This window comes from Pseudomonas sp. MPDS (assembly GCF_013283895.1).
In the GTDB taxonomy this organism is placed as follows: Bacteria; Pseudomonadota; Gammaproteobacteria; order Pseudomonadales; family Pseudomonadaceae; genus Aquipseudomonas; species Aquipseudomonas rhizophila.
This window is the reverse complement of sequence record NZ_CP054128.1, coordinates 1,838,132-1,852,780: the sequence shown is the minus strand read 5'-3', so window position 1 is coordinate 1,852,780 and position 14,649 is coordinate 1,838,132. Positions and strand designations below refer to the sequence as shown.

At 61.7% G+C, this 14,649-nt stretch carries 15 protein-coding genes; 10 read left to right on the top strand and 5 right to left on the bottom strand.

Translation table 11 applies throughout. From position 1 onward, the window contains the following. Nucleotides 1-119: 119 nt before the first annotated feature. From HQ912_RS08055 to HQ912_RS08040, 4 genes are all read left to right on the top strand, one after another. On the top strand, nt 120-2,870 hold the full coding sequence (locus HQ912_RS08055) for a response regulator (protein WP_076386570.1): 2,751 nt from the start codon (nt 120-122) through the stop codon (nt 2,868-2,870). A gap of 79 nt (nt 2,871-2,949) precedes the next feature. Beyond that, nucleotides 2,950-3,939: a 2-hydroxyacid dehydrogenase gene (locus HQ912_RS08050; protein ID WP_107321736.1), complete on the top strand. Its 990-nt coding sequence runs from the start codon at nt 2,950-2,952 to the stop codon at nt 3,937-3,939. Between the two features lie 169 nt (nt 3,940-4,108). Further along, entirely contained in the window at nt 4,109-4,543 is a 435-nt protein-coding gene (locus tag HQ912_RS08045) for a hypothetical protein (RefSeq protein WP_047228735.1), read from the top strand. Then, nucleotides 4,543-4,947 carry an META domain-containing protein gene (locus HQ912_RS08040; protein ID WP_047228736.1) on the top strand — a complete coding sequence of 135 codons (405 nt, stop codon included), beginning with the start codon at nt 4,543-4,545 and terminating at the stop codon, nt 4,945-4,947. Before HQ912_RS08045 ends, HQ912_RS08040 begins: the two co-directional genes overlap by 1 nt. Nucleotides 4,948-5,145: 198 nt before the next feature. Here the strand turns inward: HQ912_RS08040 and HQ912_RS08035 are convergent, their stop codons facing one another. Continuing rightward, nucleotides 5,146-5,613 carry a TlpA family protein disulfide reductase gene (locus HQ912_RS08035; protein WP_047228737.1) on the bottom strand — a complete coding sequence of 156 codons (468 nt, stop codon included), beginning with the start codon at nt 5,611-5,613 and terminating at the stop codon, nt 5,146-5,148. A gap of 127 nt (nt 5,614-5,740) precedes the next feature. Between HQ912_RS08035 and arsC the strand changes: the two genes are divergently transcribed. Genes arsC through HQ912_RS08020 form a run of 3 tightly spaced genes read left to right on the top strand, consistent with a single transcriptional unit; the run spans nt 5,741 to nt 7,114 of the window. After that, nucleotides 5,741-6,094, top strand: coding sequence for an arsenate reductase (glutaredoxin) (arsC, locus tag HQ912_RS08030; RefSeq protein WP_107321733.1), 354 nt, complete (start codon nt 5,741-5,743; stop codon nt 6,092-6,094). Further along, nucleotides 6,091-6,696 (top strand): NAD(P)H:quinone oxidoreductase, encoded by a 606-nt coding sequence (gene wrbA, locus HQ912_RS08025; RefSeq protein WP_047228739.1) that lies wholly within the window; start codon nt 6,091-6,093, stop codon nt 6,694-6,696. Before arsC ends, wrbA begins: the two co-directional genes overlap by 4 nt. Further along, nucleotides 6,689-7,114: a DUF2069 domain-containing protein gene (locus HQ912_RS08020; protein WP_076383754.1), complete on the top strand. Its 426-nt coding sequence runs from the start codon at nt 6,689-6,691 to the stop codon at nt 7,112-7,114. The genes wrbA and HQ912_RS08020 overlap by 8 nt, the downstream gene beginning before the upstream one ends. A 90-nt stretch (nt 7,115-7,204) precedes the next feature. Here the strand turns inward: HQ912_RS08020 and HQ912_RS08015 are convergent, their stop codons facing one another. Then, nucleotides 7,205-7,879 carry a DNA-3-methyladenine glycosylase I gene (locus tag HQ912_RS08015; RefSeq protein ID WP_076383753.1) on the bottom strand — a complete coding sequence of 225 codons (675 nt, stop codon included), beginning with the start codon at nt 7,877-7,879 and terminating at the stop codon, nt 7,205-7,207. Between the two features lie 81 nt (nt 7,880-7,960). Beyond that, nucleotides 7,961-8,785, bottom strand: a complete 825-nt coding sequence (ttcA, locus tag HQ912_RS08010) for a tRNA 2-thiocytidine(32) synthetase TtcA (RefSeq protein ID WP_076383752.1) — start codon at nt 8,783-8,785, stop codon at nt 7,961-7,963. 429 nt (nt 8,786-9,214) lie between these two features. Here ttcA and HQ912_RS08005 point away from each other — a divergent pair, with 429 nt between their 5' ends. Then, the gene (locus tag HQ912_RS08005; RefSeq protein ID WP_047228743.1) at nt 9,215-9,817 is read left to right on the top strand and encodes a Yip1 family protein; all 603 of its coding nucleotides are present in this window, start codon (nt 9,215-9,217) and stop codon (nt 9,815-9,817) included. A gap of 174 nt (nt 9,818-9,991) precedes the next feature. Further along, a complete protein-coding gene (locus tag HQ912_RS08000; RefSeq protein WP_047228744.1) occupies nt 9,992-10,486 on the top strand; it encodes a SprT family zinc-dependent metalloprotease in 495 nt (164 codons plus the stop codon). Nucleotides 10,487-10,606: 120 nt separating this feature from the next. Here HQ912_RS08000 and HQ912_RS07995 read toward each other — a convergent pair whose 3' ends face one another. Then, the gene (locus HQ912_RS07995; protein ID WP_173406652.1) at nt 10,607-11,788 is read right to left on the bottom strand and encodes a CaiB/BaiF CoA-transferase family protein; all 1,182 of its coding nucleotides are present in this window, start codon (nt 11,786-11,788) and stop codon (nt 10,607-10,609) included. A gap of 169 nt (nt 11,789-11,957) precedes the next feature. Beyond that, the gene (locus HQ912_RS07990) at nt 11,958-13,292 is read right to left on the bottom strand and encodes a dicarboxylate/amino acid:cation symporter (protein ID WP_047228746.1); all 1,335 of its coding nucleotides are present in this window, start codon (nt 13,290-13,292) and stop codon (nt 11,958-11,960) included. 333 nt (nt 13,293-13,625) lie between these two features. On the opposite strand from HQ912_RS07990, the gene HQ912_RS07985 reads away from it, so the two are divergent. Beyond that, nucleotides 13,626-14,624 (top strand): AraC family transcriptional regulator, encoded by a 999-nt coding sequence (locus tag HQ912_RS07985; protein ID WP_047228747.1) that lies wholly within the window; start codon nt 13,626-13,628, stop codon nt 14,622-14,624. Nucleotides 14,625-14,649: the final 25 nt, after the last annotated feature.

The following is a 14,649-nucleotide window of genomic DNA, read 5'->3' as shown; positions in this document are numbered from 1 at the left end:
CGATGCACGGCGACATCAATTTTACGAAGATTGCCTGCCCGCAAGTCGCTACACTGCGCAGGTATTGCGTGCCGGATGCGCGCAAAGCTCAAACAGACCGCTGGATGCAGGAGAAAAGTGTGCTCAAGAAACTGGGAATCAAAGGCCGCGTGCTGTTGCTGACCCTGTTGCCGACCAGCCTGATGGCGCTGGTCCTGGGCGGCTACTTCACCTGGATGCAGCAATCGGACTTGCATGCCCAGTTGCTGCAGCGTGGCGAGATGATCGCCGAACAGCTGGCGCCGCTGGTCGCCCCGGCCATGAGCCACCAGGACACCGATCTGCTGGAGCGGATCGCCACCCAGTCCCTCGAGCAAGCGGATGTGCGCGCCGTGACCTTCCTGGCTCCCGATCGCACATCGCTGGCCCACGCCGGCCCGACGATGCTCAACCGAGCCCCGGAGGGCAACAGTGCCCAATTGCTGCAACGCACCGGCAACGATGCCACGCGTTACCTGCTGCCAGTATTCGGCAAGCACCGCAACCTGGCCGGCGAGCTGATTCCCGAAGAGGCCGATCGGCTGCTGGGTTGGGTCGAACTAGAGTTGTCCCACAGTGGCATGTTGCTGCGCGGCTATCGCAGCCTGTTCGCCAGCCTGCTGTTGATCAGCGCCGGCCTGTGCCTGACCGCACTGCTGGCGTTGCGTATGGGTCGCACGATCAACCGACCCCTGAGCCAGATCAAGCAAGCCGTGGCGCAACTCAAGGACGGTCACCTGGAAACCCGTCTGCCGCCTCTGGGCAGCCAGGAACTGGATGAGCTGGCGTCGGGCATCAATCGCATGGCCAGCACCTTGCAGAATGCCCAGGAAGAGTTGCAGCACAGCATCGACCAGGCCACTGAAGACGTGCGCCAGAATCTGGAGACCATCGAGATCCAGAACATCGAGCTGGACCTGGCCCGTAAGGAAGCCCTGGAAGCGAGCCGGATCAAGTCCGAATTCCTGGCGAACATGAGCCATGAAATCCGTACGCCGCTCAACGGCATCCTCGGCTTCACCCATCTGCTGCAGAAAAGCGAATTGACCCCGCGTCAGCTCGATTACCTGGGCACCATTGAAAAATCCGCCGACAGCCTGCTGGGCATCATCAACGAGATCCTCGACTTCTCGAAGATCGAGGCCGGCAAACTGGTGCTGGACAACATTCCGTTCAACCTGCGGGACTTGTTGCAGGACACCCTGACCATCCTCGCCCCCGCCGCCCACGCCAAACAACTGGAGCTGGTGAGCCTGGTCTACAGGGACACGCCCCTGTCGCTGGTGGGCGATCCGCTGCGCCTCAAGCAGATCCTGACCAACCTGGTGAGCAATGCCATCAAGTTCACCCGCGAAGGCACCATCATCGCCCGCGCCATGATGGAAGACGAACACGAAGACAGCGTGCAACTGCGCATCAGCATTCAGGACACCGGTATCGGCCTGTCGAACCAGGACGTGCGGGCCCTGTTCCAGGCGTTCAGCCAGGCCGACAATTCCTTGTCCCGGCAACCGGGTGGCACCGGCTTGGGCCTGGTGATTTCCAAGCGCCTGGTGGAGCAGATGGGTGGCGAAATCGGCGTGGACAGCACGCCGGGCGAAGGCTCGGAGTTCTGGATCAGCCTGCGCCTGCCCAAGACCCGTGACGACGCCGAAGATTTGCCTGGCCCGCCGCTACTGGGTCGGCGCGTAGCGGTGCTGGAAAACCATGAACTGGCCCGTCAGGCCCTGCAACACCAGCTCGAGGACTGCGGTCTGGTGGTGACACCCTTCAACACCCTGGAAAACCTGACCAACGGCGTGACCGTCGCCCACCAGACCGATCAGGCGATCGACCTGGCGGTGCTGGGCATCACCAGCAACGACATGCCGCCGGAACGCCTCAGCCAGCACATCTGGGATCTTGAGCATCTGGGCTGCAAGGTACTGGTGCTGTGCCCCACCACTGAACAGACGCTGTACCACCTCTCCGTGCCCAACCCCCACAGCCAGTTGCAGGCCAAGCCGGCCTGCACGCGCAAGTTGCGCCGCTCGCTTTCCGACCTGGTCAACCCGCGCCCGCCCCGCAACGAACCCAACGAACCGGTGGGCAGCCGCGCGCCCAAAGTGCTGTGCGTGGACGACAACCCGGCCAACCTGCTGTTGGTGCAAACGCTGCTCGAAGACATGGGCGCCAAGGTGCTGGCGGTGGAAAGCGGTTATGCGGCGGTCAAGGCCGTGCAAAAGGAAACCTTCGACCTGGTGCTGATGGATGTCCAGATGCCCGGCATGGACGGTCGCCAGAGCACCGAGGCGATCCGCCAATGGGAAAGCGAGCGTCATTGCACGCCGCTGCCAATCGTCGCCCTCACCGCCCACGCCATGGCCAACGAAAAACGCGCCCTGCTGCAAAGTGGCATGGATGACTACCTGACCAAGCCCATCAGCGAACGGCAACTGGCCCAGGTGGTGCTTAAATGGACCGGCCTGGCCCTGCGTAACCAGGCGCCGGACCGGAGCACCGACGCTCAGGGCGGCAGCGAACTGCTGGTGCTCGATCATGAAGAAGGCCTGCGCCTGGCCGCCGGCAAGGCCGATCTGGCGGCGGACATGCTGGCAATGCTGCTGGCGTCCCTGGAAGCCGACCGCGAAGCGATTCGCCAGGCCAGCGAGGCCAATGATCACAACGCCCTGATCGAACGGGTCCACCGCCTGCATGGCGCCACTCGCTACTGCGGCGTACCGCAATTGCGCGCCGCCTGCCAGCGCAGCGAGACCCTGCTCAAACAACAGGACCCCAAGGCCGAGGCCGCTCTGCAGGAACTGGAGCGTGCCATCGACCGCCTGGCTAACGAGGCACGCATCAGCGCCTGATCCAGGGCAATTGCCCAAAACCCGGGATCAAGGAAAATCTAAACGCCTAGAGGCTTATCTTTTGTGCCAGGAGGCCGCCATGCGCGCGATTCTTTTCAGCAGCCAGACCTACGACCGCGACAGTTTCAGCAAAACCCCGGCGCCCGCTGGCCTTGAACTGCAGTTTCAGCCGGCACGCCTGAACCTCGACACCGTGGCCCTGGCCGAACACCATGAAGTGGTGTGTGCCTTCATCAACGACGACCTGAGTGCCCCGGTGCTGGAGCGGCTGGCACAGGGCGGCACGCGGCTGATCGCCCTGCGCTCGGCCGGCTATAACCATGTCGACCTGGCCGCTGCCAAACGGCTGGGGTTGAGTATCGTCCGGGTGCCGGCGTATTCGCCCCATGCCGTGGCCGAGCATGCCGTGGCGCTGATCATGGCCCTCAATCGCTGCTTGCATCGCGCTTACAACCGCACCCGGGACGGCAATTTCAGCCTCCATGGGCTGACCGGTTTCGATCTGGTGGGCAAGACGGTCGGCGTGATCGGCACCGGGCAGATCGGCGCGACGTTCGCGCGGATCATGGCCGGCTTCGGCTGCCGGTTATTGGCCTACGATCCGTCCCCCAACCCGCAGGTCCAAGCCCTGGGCGCTCGCTACCTGCCCTTGGCCGATCTGCTGGCGCAAGCACAGATCATCAGCCTGCATTGCCCGCTCAACGAGCAGAGCCGACATTTGATCAACGCCGATTCATTGGCTGCCATGCAACGTGGCGCGATGCTGATCAACACCGGACGCGGCGGCCTGGTGGACACACCCGCCTTGATCGAGGCGTTGAAAAGCGGTCAGTTGGGCTATTTGGGGCTGGATGTCTATGAGGAAGAAGCGCAACTGTTCTTCGAGGACCGCTCCGACCTGCCCTTGCAGGATGATGTGCTGGCTCGGTTGCTGACGTTCCCCAACGTGGTGGTCACCGCGCATCAGGCCTTCCTGACCCATGAAGCGTTGGCCGCCATCGCCGCGACAACCCTGGACAACATCGGCGCCTGGGCCGCCGGCACCCCACAAAACCTGGTGGACAGCTGAGCATTACCCTTGTGGGAGCGAGCCTGCTCGCGATTACGATGGGCCTGTCAGCATGGCGTCGACTGACGCCCCGCTATCGCGAGCAGGCTCGCTCCCACAGGGGATTTCGTCGCCTGGATCATCCCAACCCATGGCCCGTGCTAGCATATCGCGCCTATCTGGAGGACCCATGGCCGAACACGATTTCCGCTACACCCTGATGAACCCGCAACACACCCTGACCGAGGTCCGCGCCCTGGCGCCGGGCCGTTATCAGGTCACCGGCAACGGCGGTTCGATTCAGGCCAACGATGTACTGCTCGTCACCCTCAAAGGCAGCAAGGACTTGTCCATGCGCCTGACCGTGGACACCGTTCGGCACTTGCTCAAGCCCATGGGTCAATGGACCGCCATGACCACCGGCCCGGTGTTCGGGGAGCTGGCGATCCACACCTGGCAGGTCAACTGCGACCGCTGCGCCAAGCAACTGAGCTTTGAATTTGCCGTCGACGCCAAGCTCGGCGTCAAGGCGCAGAAGCCGGCCGCCACCGCGCGCATTGCCGAGCTGGGCTGGACCACCGTCGGTGAAAAACACCTGTGCCCGACCTGCCAGGAAGCCGCCTGATGAAACGCCTGGCCCTGACCGCGCTGATCGGCGCCGGCCTGATGGGTTGCGCCGCCGAGCCGGTGCAATTGCAGCAAAACCGCAGCTACATCCTGGAATGGATTGGCGAACGGCCCTTGATGGACTACAGCAACCTGACCATCACCCTCGGGGACGACGGTCGGGCCTACGGCAACGGCGGCTGTAACCACTGGTTCGCGCCCTACACCCTGGAAGGCCACCGATTGAGCTTCGGCAAGATCGGCAGCACCCGCAAACTCTGCGCCCCGGCGCTGATGGAGCAGGAGACGCGCTTTTTGCAGGCCCTGGAAAAGGTCGAACGCTGGGACATCTCGCCCATCGAGCAAATGCGCTTCTGGCCGGCCCAAGGCAAGCCCCTGCGGTGGTGGCTGGAGGAAGGTTGAGACCCGTTAAAACACAGACATAGGTTGCACCCGTGGCGAGGGAGCTTGCTCCCGCTGGGCTGCGCAGCGGCCCCCTCTGTTCTATCTGAGATTGCGCGGGTGGCAGGTCACTTTTGGGGCTGCTTCGCAGCCCAGCGGGAGCAAGCTCCCTCGCCACAAAAGCCTCCTTGCCTCCTTGCTCATTGCCACAAAGAGGGGTTACTTGAACGCCTGCAACGCCTCAAGCTTGGCCATCACCCCCGCCGCCGTCTGTTCCCCCAGCATCTGCTCGCGCACCTTGCCCTGGTTGTCGATGATGTAAGTCACCGGTAACCCTTCGCTGCGCGGGATATCAAAAAAGTCGGCCGGGTCACGGGCCAGCACGGTGAAGCCGATGCCCATTTTCTCGCTGGCGCTCTTGAGCTCCTCACCTTGCACCTGATCAAAATTGACCCCGAACACCCCCACGTTACGGCCCTTGAGCTGTTCGGCCAGGGCATTGAACTCGGGGATTTCGGTACGGCACGGTGCGCACCACTCGGCCCAGTAGTTGAGCACCACCCACTGTTTGTCCAGCCGTTTTGAGGCGATAGCCTGGCCGTTCTGGTCAACTCCGTAGTCATTCCCGCAGCCGGCGAGCAATAAAATCCCCATGAATGCCAGTGCCGTCGTCAATCGCCTTGCCATGTGCCAATCCTTGTATTGAATGTGAACGTCGGCGCGGCCCACCGTTTTCGAACGCGCCCGTCTCAGGTGCCTGGTACCTCGCGACACAGTAGAATAGCCGCCACCTTACGCAAGATGCGACCCGCTCATGACCGATCTGACGCTATATCACAACCCGCGCTGCTCCAAATCCCGCGGTGCGCTGGAACTGTTGGAGGCCCGTGGCCTGACGCCCACCGTGGTCCGCTACCTGGAAACCCCGCTCGACGAAGCGCAGTTGGAACGCCTGTTGGCCAAGCTCGGCATCACTGCCCGGCAACTGCTGCGCACCGGTGAGGACGAATACAAGACCCTGAACCTGGCCGATGAAAACCTGAGCCAGTCCCAACTGATCGCCGCCATCGCCGCTCACCCCAAACTCATGGAACGACCGATTCTGGAAACCGCTGACAAGGCCGTGATCGGCCGCCCGCCAGAGAAGATCCTGGAGATCCTGCCGTGAGCACACCGTACATTCTGGTGTTGTATTACAGCCGCAGTGGCTCGACCAACGAAATGGCCCGGCAGATCGCCCGGGGCATCGAGCAGGCCGGGCTGGAAGCGCGGTTGCGCACGGTGCCGGCGATTTCCGCCGAGTGCGAAGCGGTATCGCCGGACATTCCCGAACAAGGCCCGCTGTACGCCAGCCTCGATGACCTGAAAAACTGCGCCGGCCTGGCCCTGGGCAGTCCGACCCGTTTCGGCAACATGGCCGCGCCGCTAAAATACTTTCTCGATGGCACCAGCAACCTGTGGCTGACCGGCGCCCTCGTGGGCAAGCCGGCCGGTGTGTTCACTTCCACCGCGAGCCTGCATGGCGGCCAGGAAACCACTTTGCTGTCGATGATGCTGCCGCTGTTGCACCACGGCATGCTGATCACCGGCCTGCCCTACAGCGAGTCAGCCTTGATCGAAACCGAGGGCGGAGGCACGCCGTACGGCCCGAGCCATCACGCCGGGGCCGACGGTAAAAGCGGCTTGAACGAACATGAAGTGGCGCTGTGCCGGGCACTGGGCTTGCGCCTGGCAAAAACCGCCCTACTGCTGGAGAACGGCCGTGGCTAAGAAGCCGAAAATCCTGCCGCCCATTCAGTGGCTGGAACCGCGGGTACGCATCGCCCGGGTCCTGAGCCTGCTGTGCTTTTTCGGGCTGGTGGGGTTGCTCTGTGTGTATTACCTGCTGATCGCCGACCTGCACGGCGCGCGCCCCTGGGTGATTCTGCTGATCGAGCTGGTGCCGCTGCTGATACTGGCGCCAGGCATGATCAGCGGCAGCCCCCGCGGGCATTCGTGGATGTGCTTTGTGGTAAACCTGTACTTCATCAAAGGCGCGCTGGCGGCCTATGACCCGAACCGACAGGTGTTCGGTTTGCTGGAAATGGCGGCGAGCGTGGCGGTGTTCTGCTCGGCGCTGCTGTATGTGCGCTGGCGGTTTCAGTTGAACCGGCGGTTGGCTGGAGAAGGCGAGATTTCCGTCGCCTGATAGATGGCTATCGCGAGCAGGCTCGCTCCCACATGAGATTTGTGGCGTTCACAGATCCCCTGTGGGAGCGAGCCTGCTCGCGATGCGGCCTCAATGATTGACGGTATACGCCAGCATCATCGAAATCTGGCTCATGGGCCTTCCACCACTCTCTTCATGCCACTGGTTGAAGGCCTGCTGCACCGTCGCCAGATCCCGCAGGCTGGTGGGAACTTTGTCGATGATGTCCTGCGCATTGAGCGCCGCCACCACGTCATAACTGGGCACAAAAGTGTCCTTGCCCATCATCCGCAGGAAACGCGGAGCCGACAGACCGCCCAGTTGATGGCCGTGCTTTTTCAGGTAGGTCCACAGGCCTACGATGTCGGTCACCGGCCAGTCGGCGATCAGCGCGCCAAAGCTGCCTTTTTCATGGGCCACGTCCAGTATCAATTGCGCGTTGCGCGGCACGCTCTTGAGCTTGCCCAAGTGACGGATGATCCGCGCGTCCTGCATCAGCCGCTCCAGGTGCTCGGCGCTCATCAGCACGACTTTTTCCGGGTCGAACTTGAAAAACACTTCCTCGAACGCCGGCCACTTGGCGTCCACCAGGCTGTGCTTGAGCCCGGCGCGAAACACCCGCAGCGCCATGGTCGAAAGGTAGCGGTCGTCGCTGATCTTGCGTAGTTGGGCCGGGGTCTTGGGAACAGGCAGGTGGGCTTCCAGTTCAGCCGCCGAACCGAAGCGGTTCAGACAATACTCGTGCAGCCACTTGTAATCGCGCATGCCCTCTCCTGGGGTCGGAAATGAAAACGGCGCTCTAAGTGGCCTGGCCACGAGCGCCGTGAATAGGAGCCGCTGAGTTCGTCAGAGGTTCACCACGTTGACGAATCGCGGCGTGGCGCTTTCGTCGATGCGCAGGTTGGTGAAGTCGAACAGGTTACGGTCCGCCAGTTGCGACGGAACGACGTTCTGCAAGCCGCGGAAAATGCTCTCGGTACGGCCCGGGGTCTTGCGCTCCCACTCCTGCAGCATCTCCTTGACCACCTGGCGTTGCAGGTTTTCCTGGGAGCCGCACAGGTTGCAAGGGATGATCGGGAACTGCTTGAAGTCTGAATAGGCCTGGATGTCTTTCTCGCTGCAGTAGGCCAGCGGGCGGATCACCACGTTGCGCCCGTCATCGGCGCGCAGCTTGGGCGGCATGGCTTTGAGCGAGCCGTTGTAGAACATGTTGAGGAAAAAGGTCTCGACGATGTCGTCGCGGTGGTGCCCCAGGGCCATCTTTGTCGCGCCGATCTGGTCGGCAAAGGTGTAGAGCGTGCCGCGTCGCAGGCGTGAGCACAGCGAGCAAGTGGTCTTGCCTTCCGGGATCAGCTCCTTGACCACCGAATAGGTGTCCTTCTCGACGATGTGATATTCCACGCCCAGCGATTGAAGGTAGGCCGGCAACACATGCTCGGGGAAACCGGGCTGCTTCTGGTCCATGTTCACCGCGACAATGTCGAACTTGATCGGCGCAACCTTCTGCAAATGCATCAGCACATCGAGCAAGGTGTAGCTGTCCTTGCCGCCGGACAGGCAAACCATGACCTTGTCGCCGTCTTCAATCATATTGAAATCAGCGACCGCCTCACCGGCCTGGCGGCGCAGGCGCTTTTGCAGTTTGTTCTGGTTGACCGTAAGAGTGCCCATGACGCGAAATCCGTGAGGTGTGACGAAAGGCCGGCATTTTACGCAAAAAATCCGCCGTCGGCGAAGGCTGATGACATGCCCTTTTGTGGCGAGGGGATTTATCCCCGCTGGGCTGCGAAGCAGCCCCATTATCCAAAGACTACTGCGGGGCATCAGACCGACTCAGAGGGCTGCTGCGCAGCCCAGCGGGGATAAATCCCCTCGCCACAACGCCAGTGTGTTCGTCAAAGACGATGTAGACAGACCCATCGGCGATTAACACCGTCGCCTACAGCGCGATTTGCTCTAAGCCCCCCATCCCCCTGGCGAGAACTCCTTTCTATACTGCGACATAAGGTCGCACACACTTACAGACCTGTACTTACTCGGCCGTTTGGCCCGTAGGCGCTCCGTTGGGGGGCGATGGCAATAACAAAGGAGTGACTGACTATGATCCATCATGTCGTGGGGCTCTTTACCCACCCTGATCAAGAATGGAAAGAAATCCGTGGCGATCAGGAGGAAAGCATCAGCCACATGTACCTCACCCACACGCTGATCCTGGCGGCCATTCCCGCGGTATCGGCGTTTATCGGCACCACGCAGGTGGGATGGGTCATCGGTAATCGGCCTCCGGTGATGCTGACTCAGGAAAGTGCGCTGTGGATGACCATCATGTCGTACCTCGCCATGTTGGGCGGTGTGGCGGTGATGGGCGCCTTCGTGCACTGGATGGCCCGTACCTATGACGCCAACCCGAGCCTGGCGCGCTGCGTCGCATTCGCCACTTACACCGCGACCCCCTTGTTCATCGGCGGCCTGGCGGCGCTCTATCCGCACATGTGGCTGGGGATGATCGTCGGTACGGCAGCGATCTGCTACACCGTCTACCTGCTGTATGTGGGCCTGCCCACTTTCATGAATATTCCTCAGGACGAGGGTTTTCTGTTTTCCAGTTCGGTGCTCGCCGTGGGTCTGGTGGTGCTGGTGGCTATCATGGCGTTTACGGTGATTGTCTGGGGGCTGGGCGTCGGTCCGGTGTATACCAACTGAAGGGTTCGAACCCGCTCAGGGTTCCCTTCTGAAAACAAAGCAATATCTGCCAATACAGGCCGCCGCAAGGCGGCCTTCCTGTGTTTGGCGCTGGCGAAACGACCACTGGGCGTCTGGGCGATTCGCAACGGCCGGCGCTTGCGGCATACTCAAGCCTCTGGAGACCCGTACAGCATGCTTGAGCAACTCAATACCCGCGTCGAAGAGTGTTACCAACAAGCCGAAACCTTTTTCAAACGTCCTTTCAAACGTCCCGTGGTCAGCTTCAAATTGCGTGGCCAGAAGGCCGGTGTCGCGCACCTGCATGAGAATCTGCTGCGCTTCAATCCACAGTTGTACCGGGAAAACGCCGAAGACTTTCTCAAGCAGACCGTCGCCCACGAGGTTGCGCACCTGATTGCCCATCAGCTATTCGGCGAACGCATTCAGCCTCATGGTGAAGAGTGGCAACTGATCATGCGCGGCGTGTACGAACTGCCGCCCAACCGCTGCCATACCTACGAGATCAAGCGCCGCAGCGTGACCCGCTACATCTACAAATGCCCCTGCGACGGCAGCGACTTCCCCTTCTCGGCCCAGCGTCACAGCCTGGTACGTCAGGGGCGCCGCTATTTGTGCCGCAGTTGCCGCAATACCTTGGTGTTCAGTGGCGAGACTCGGGTGGAGTAGCAGGTTTTTGTGGCGTCTGGGCTGGCCCCATCGCGAGCAGGCTCGCTCCCACAGGAATTCTGTGAGTGCTATAGATCCAGTGTGGGAGCGAGCTTGCTCGCGATGAGGCCCGAAAGAACGCTACAAAACCACCCCGGCATCGCGCAGTTGCGCAATCCGCTCAACACTGAACCCCAACTCCCCCAACACCTGATCCGTGTGCGCTCCCAGCCCCGCGCCAATATGCCGAGGCTCGGGCAAGCCCTGCGAGAACTTCAACGGACAGGCCATCTGCGTCTGGCTCGAGCCATCGCCACGAGGCACCTGGGTCACGACGTCCCGGGCCGCTAACTGGGGATGCCTGAGTGTTTCTTCCAGGCTCAGCACCGGTTCGACGCAAGCATCAACCCCTGCAAACAACCGGCACAGCTCAGCGAAATCATGCTTCTGGAATTCAGCCTGCAATTGCTGCTTTAGCTGCCGTTGCTGATCTGGATGGGGCGACAGCCCCTGGGCCGCCAGCTCCGACCGTCCCAGGGTCTCGCACAACGCCTGCATGAAGACCGGCTCCAGGCTGCCCACCGACATCCAACGGCCATCCCGGGTGCGGTAATAGTCATAGAAGCTGCCACCGTTGAGCATCTGGTTTTCCCACTCAGGTGCCACGCCGCAGGCCAGATAACCGGCACCGGCCAAAGCGTTGAGGCTGAACACGCAGTCGGTCATGCTCACGTCCAGATGCTGGCCCTGCCCGGTCTGCTGACGGGCGATCACCGCCGCCAACAGCCCGATCACCCCGTGCAGGGAACCACCGGCGATGTCCGCCGCCTGGATGCCCAGCGGCAATGGCCCGGCGTCGGCACGCCCAGTGTGGCTGGCCAGTCCCGCCAGGGCCAGGTAGTTGATGTCGTGGCCGGCGCGATCCTTGTAGGGACCGGTCTGGCCATAGCCGGTGATGGACACGTAGATCAATCGGGGATTGATCGCCTTCAAGGCTTCGTACCCCAGGCCCAGCCGCTCCATCACACCGGGGCGGAACTGTTCCAGCAGGATGTCGTGGTCGCCCAGCAACTGCTTGATCACCTCCAGCGCCGCCGGCTGCTTGAGGTCCAGGGCCAGGCTGCGCTTGTTGCGGTTGAGGTAGGCATGGCTGGCCGAGACGCCCTGATCATGGGGCGGCAGTATCCGTAACAGATCCGGGCGGGTCGGCGACTCGATGCGCAACACCTCGGCCCCCATGTCCGCCAGCAACAATGAGGCGAACGGGCCGGGCAGCAGGGTCGAGAAGTCCAGAACCTTGAGCGATGCCAGTGGGCCTTGCATGGGCGATCTCCGCGAGGTGATGCCCTCAAGACTAGGCAGGGGTTGGCGGTGGAGCAATTACCGCAGGTGTCAGTCTGGCTGACCATTGCGCTCAGCAACAGCATCCTCGACTGAAAAATCCCTCAAATAAAAAAACCCGCCGAAGCGGGTTTTTTATTGCAGCGAAAGGTTACTTCACAGCAGCAGGGGTTGGGCCTTCGGCCACGCCCAGGTCGTCTTCTTCACGGGTGTCGGAGATGCCGCGACCGCCGGAAGCCAGTTCGCTCTGCAACTGGTCTACGTCCAGTTCCTTGACCCACTTGGCAACCACGATGGTGGCCACAGCATTGCCCACCAGGTTGGTCAGGGCGCGGGCTTCGGACATGAAGCGATCGATACCCAGAATCAGCGCCAAGCCAGCTACCGGCAGATGACCCACAGCCGACAGGGTGGCCGCCAGCACGATGAAGCCGCTACCGGTCACGCCGGCAGCACCTTTGGACGACAGCAGCAGCACCAGCAACAGGGTGATCTGGTGAGTCAGGTCCATCGGCGTGTCAGTGGCCTGGGCGATGAACACCGCAGCCATGGTCAGGTAGATCGAAGTGCCGTCGAGGTTGAACGAGTAGCCGGTCGGGATCACCAGACCCACTACGGATTTCTGCGCGCCCAGACGCTCCATCTTGATCAGCATGCGTGGCAGGGCCGATTCCGACGAGGAAGTACCCAGCACGATCAGCAGTTCTTCACGGATGTAACGGATCAGCTTGACGACACTGAAGCCGTGGGCCCGGCAGATGGCGCCCAGCACCACCAGGACGAACACCACACAGGTGATGTAGAAGCAGATCATCAACTGGCCCAATTGCACCAGCGAACCGACACCGTAGGCGCCGATGGTGAACGCCATGGCACCGAACGCACCGACGGGCGCCAGTTTCATGATCATGTTGATGATGTTGAACATCACGTGGGCGAAGCGGTCGATGAAGTCCAGCACCGGCTTGCCGTAGGCACCCAGGCGATGCAGGGCGAAACCGAAGATCACCGAGAACATCAGCACTTGCAGGATATCGCCATTGGCGAACGCGCCGACGATGGTGTTCGGGATCACGTTGAGGATGAAGGCCACGATGCTCTGGTCTTTACCAGCCGAGATGTAACCGGCGATCTTGCTGGTGTCCAGGGTCGTCACATCGATGTGCATGCCGGCGCCCGGTTGCACGACGTTGACCACGACCAGACCGATCAACAGGGCGATCGTGGAGACGATTTCGAAGTACAGCAGCGCGTAGCCACCGGTCTTGCCCACCGACTTCATGTTCTGCATGCCGGCAATACCGCTGACAACGGTACAGAAGATGATGGGAGCGATGACCATTTTGATCAGTTTGATGAATCCGTCACCCAGCGGTTTGAGGGCAACGCCGGTCTGCGGATAGAAGTGGCCGAGCAAAATGCCGATGGCAATGGCTACGATCACCTGGAAATACAGGGATTTGTACAGTGGCTGACGAGTCGTCATGGCAAACCTTCCTCAAGCGTCCCGTGTGACAACATCCACCTGTCGTCCACGAAACCTCAATTGCGAACCCTCCTGCACTGGAGGGATTTGTTTTGGCGGCTGCACGGCGGCAGACCTGCGGATGCCTATCGCAAGGCCCATGCCATTTTCCGGAAAATGCCTACAACCCCTGAGCTACAAGGGCTACACGCGGGTAAACAGACCTGAACAGCCAGACGCAGATGGCGGATTCCCGCCCACAAGGCCGTTCTCGCTCCGGGATTTGGCGGATATCCGCCTTGTCGAGCGCAAGGCCCCTGCTACCATCGGCAGCTCAATAAACGGATTCCTGCCATGCGCCAACGCACCATCGCCAGCCACTTCGCCCGCGCCGCCCTGGGTGGTGCGCGCCGGCAAGGTTTCGATTACGTTCCCTTGTTGCAACAGCTGGGCATCAGCCCCGAGCTGTTGGACGAGCCGCGAGCACGCATAGCACCAGCGCAGTTCGCCAGCCTGTTGCAGGCCCTGCGGCTGGCACTGGGGGACGAGTATCTGGGGTTTGGTCGGGCCCCCAGTAAACCCGGGACGTTTGCCATGATGTGTCACGCGTTGATCCACTGCCGGACCCTGGGCAAGGCACTTCAGCGCGGGTTGTTGTTCTACAGCCTCTTCCCGGACGCCCCGAGCCTGACGCTTGAGGCCGAAGGGGAACGGGTGCGTTTGAACCTGGATGAAACGACACTGCGCGACCCCGACCATTTCCTGGCCGAAAGCCTGCTGGTGATCTGGCATCGCCTCGGCAGTTGGCTGATCGGCCAGCGGATCGGTCTGGAACAGGCGACATTCAGCTATGCCAAGCCCGCCCATGGGGCCGAGTACGATCTGTTGTTCCCCTGCCCGCTGGTGTTCCAGGCGCAACGTTGCAGCCTGTTGTTCCACAGTCGTTACCTGAATATGCCGTTGCTGCAGGACGAACGAACCCTCAAACACTTTCTCGAACATTCCCCCGCCGACCTGCTGTCACGCCCTGACGATGGCAACAGCCTGAGCAGCCAGCTACGCCGCCTGCTCAGCCGCGACGCCGCACGCTGGCCGGATCTGGACACCGTCGCCGCCCATCTACACATCAGTCCGCAGACGTTGCGCCGGCATCTGCGGGAGGAAGGCACCAGCTTCCAGGAACTCAAGGATCAGCTGCGGCGGGATATCGCCATCTACCATCTGGGACGCGCGGACCTGTCGTTGCAGCAGATTGCCGAACAGCTGGGATTCTCTGAACCGTCGGCGTTTCACCGGGCATTCAAGAAATGGACGGGGGTGACGCCGGGGGCTTATCGGGAGCAGGAGAGTTGATGGAGGGGCTGCAGATTTTCAGTGG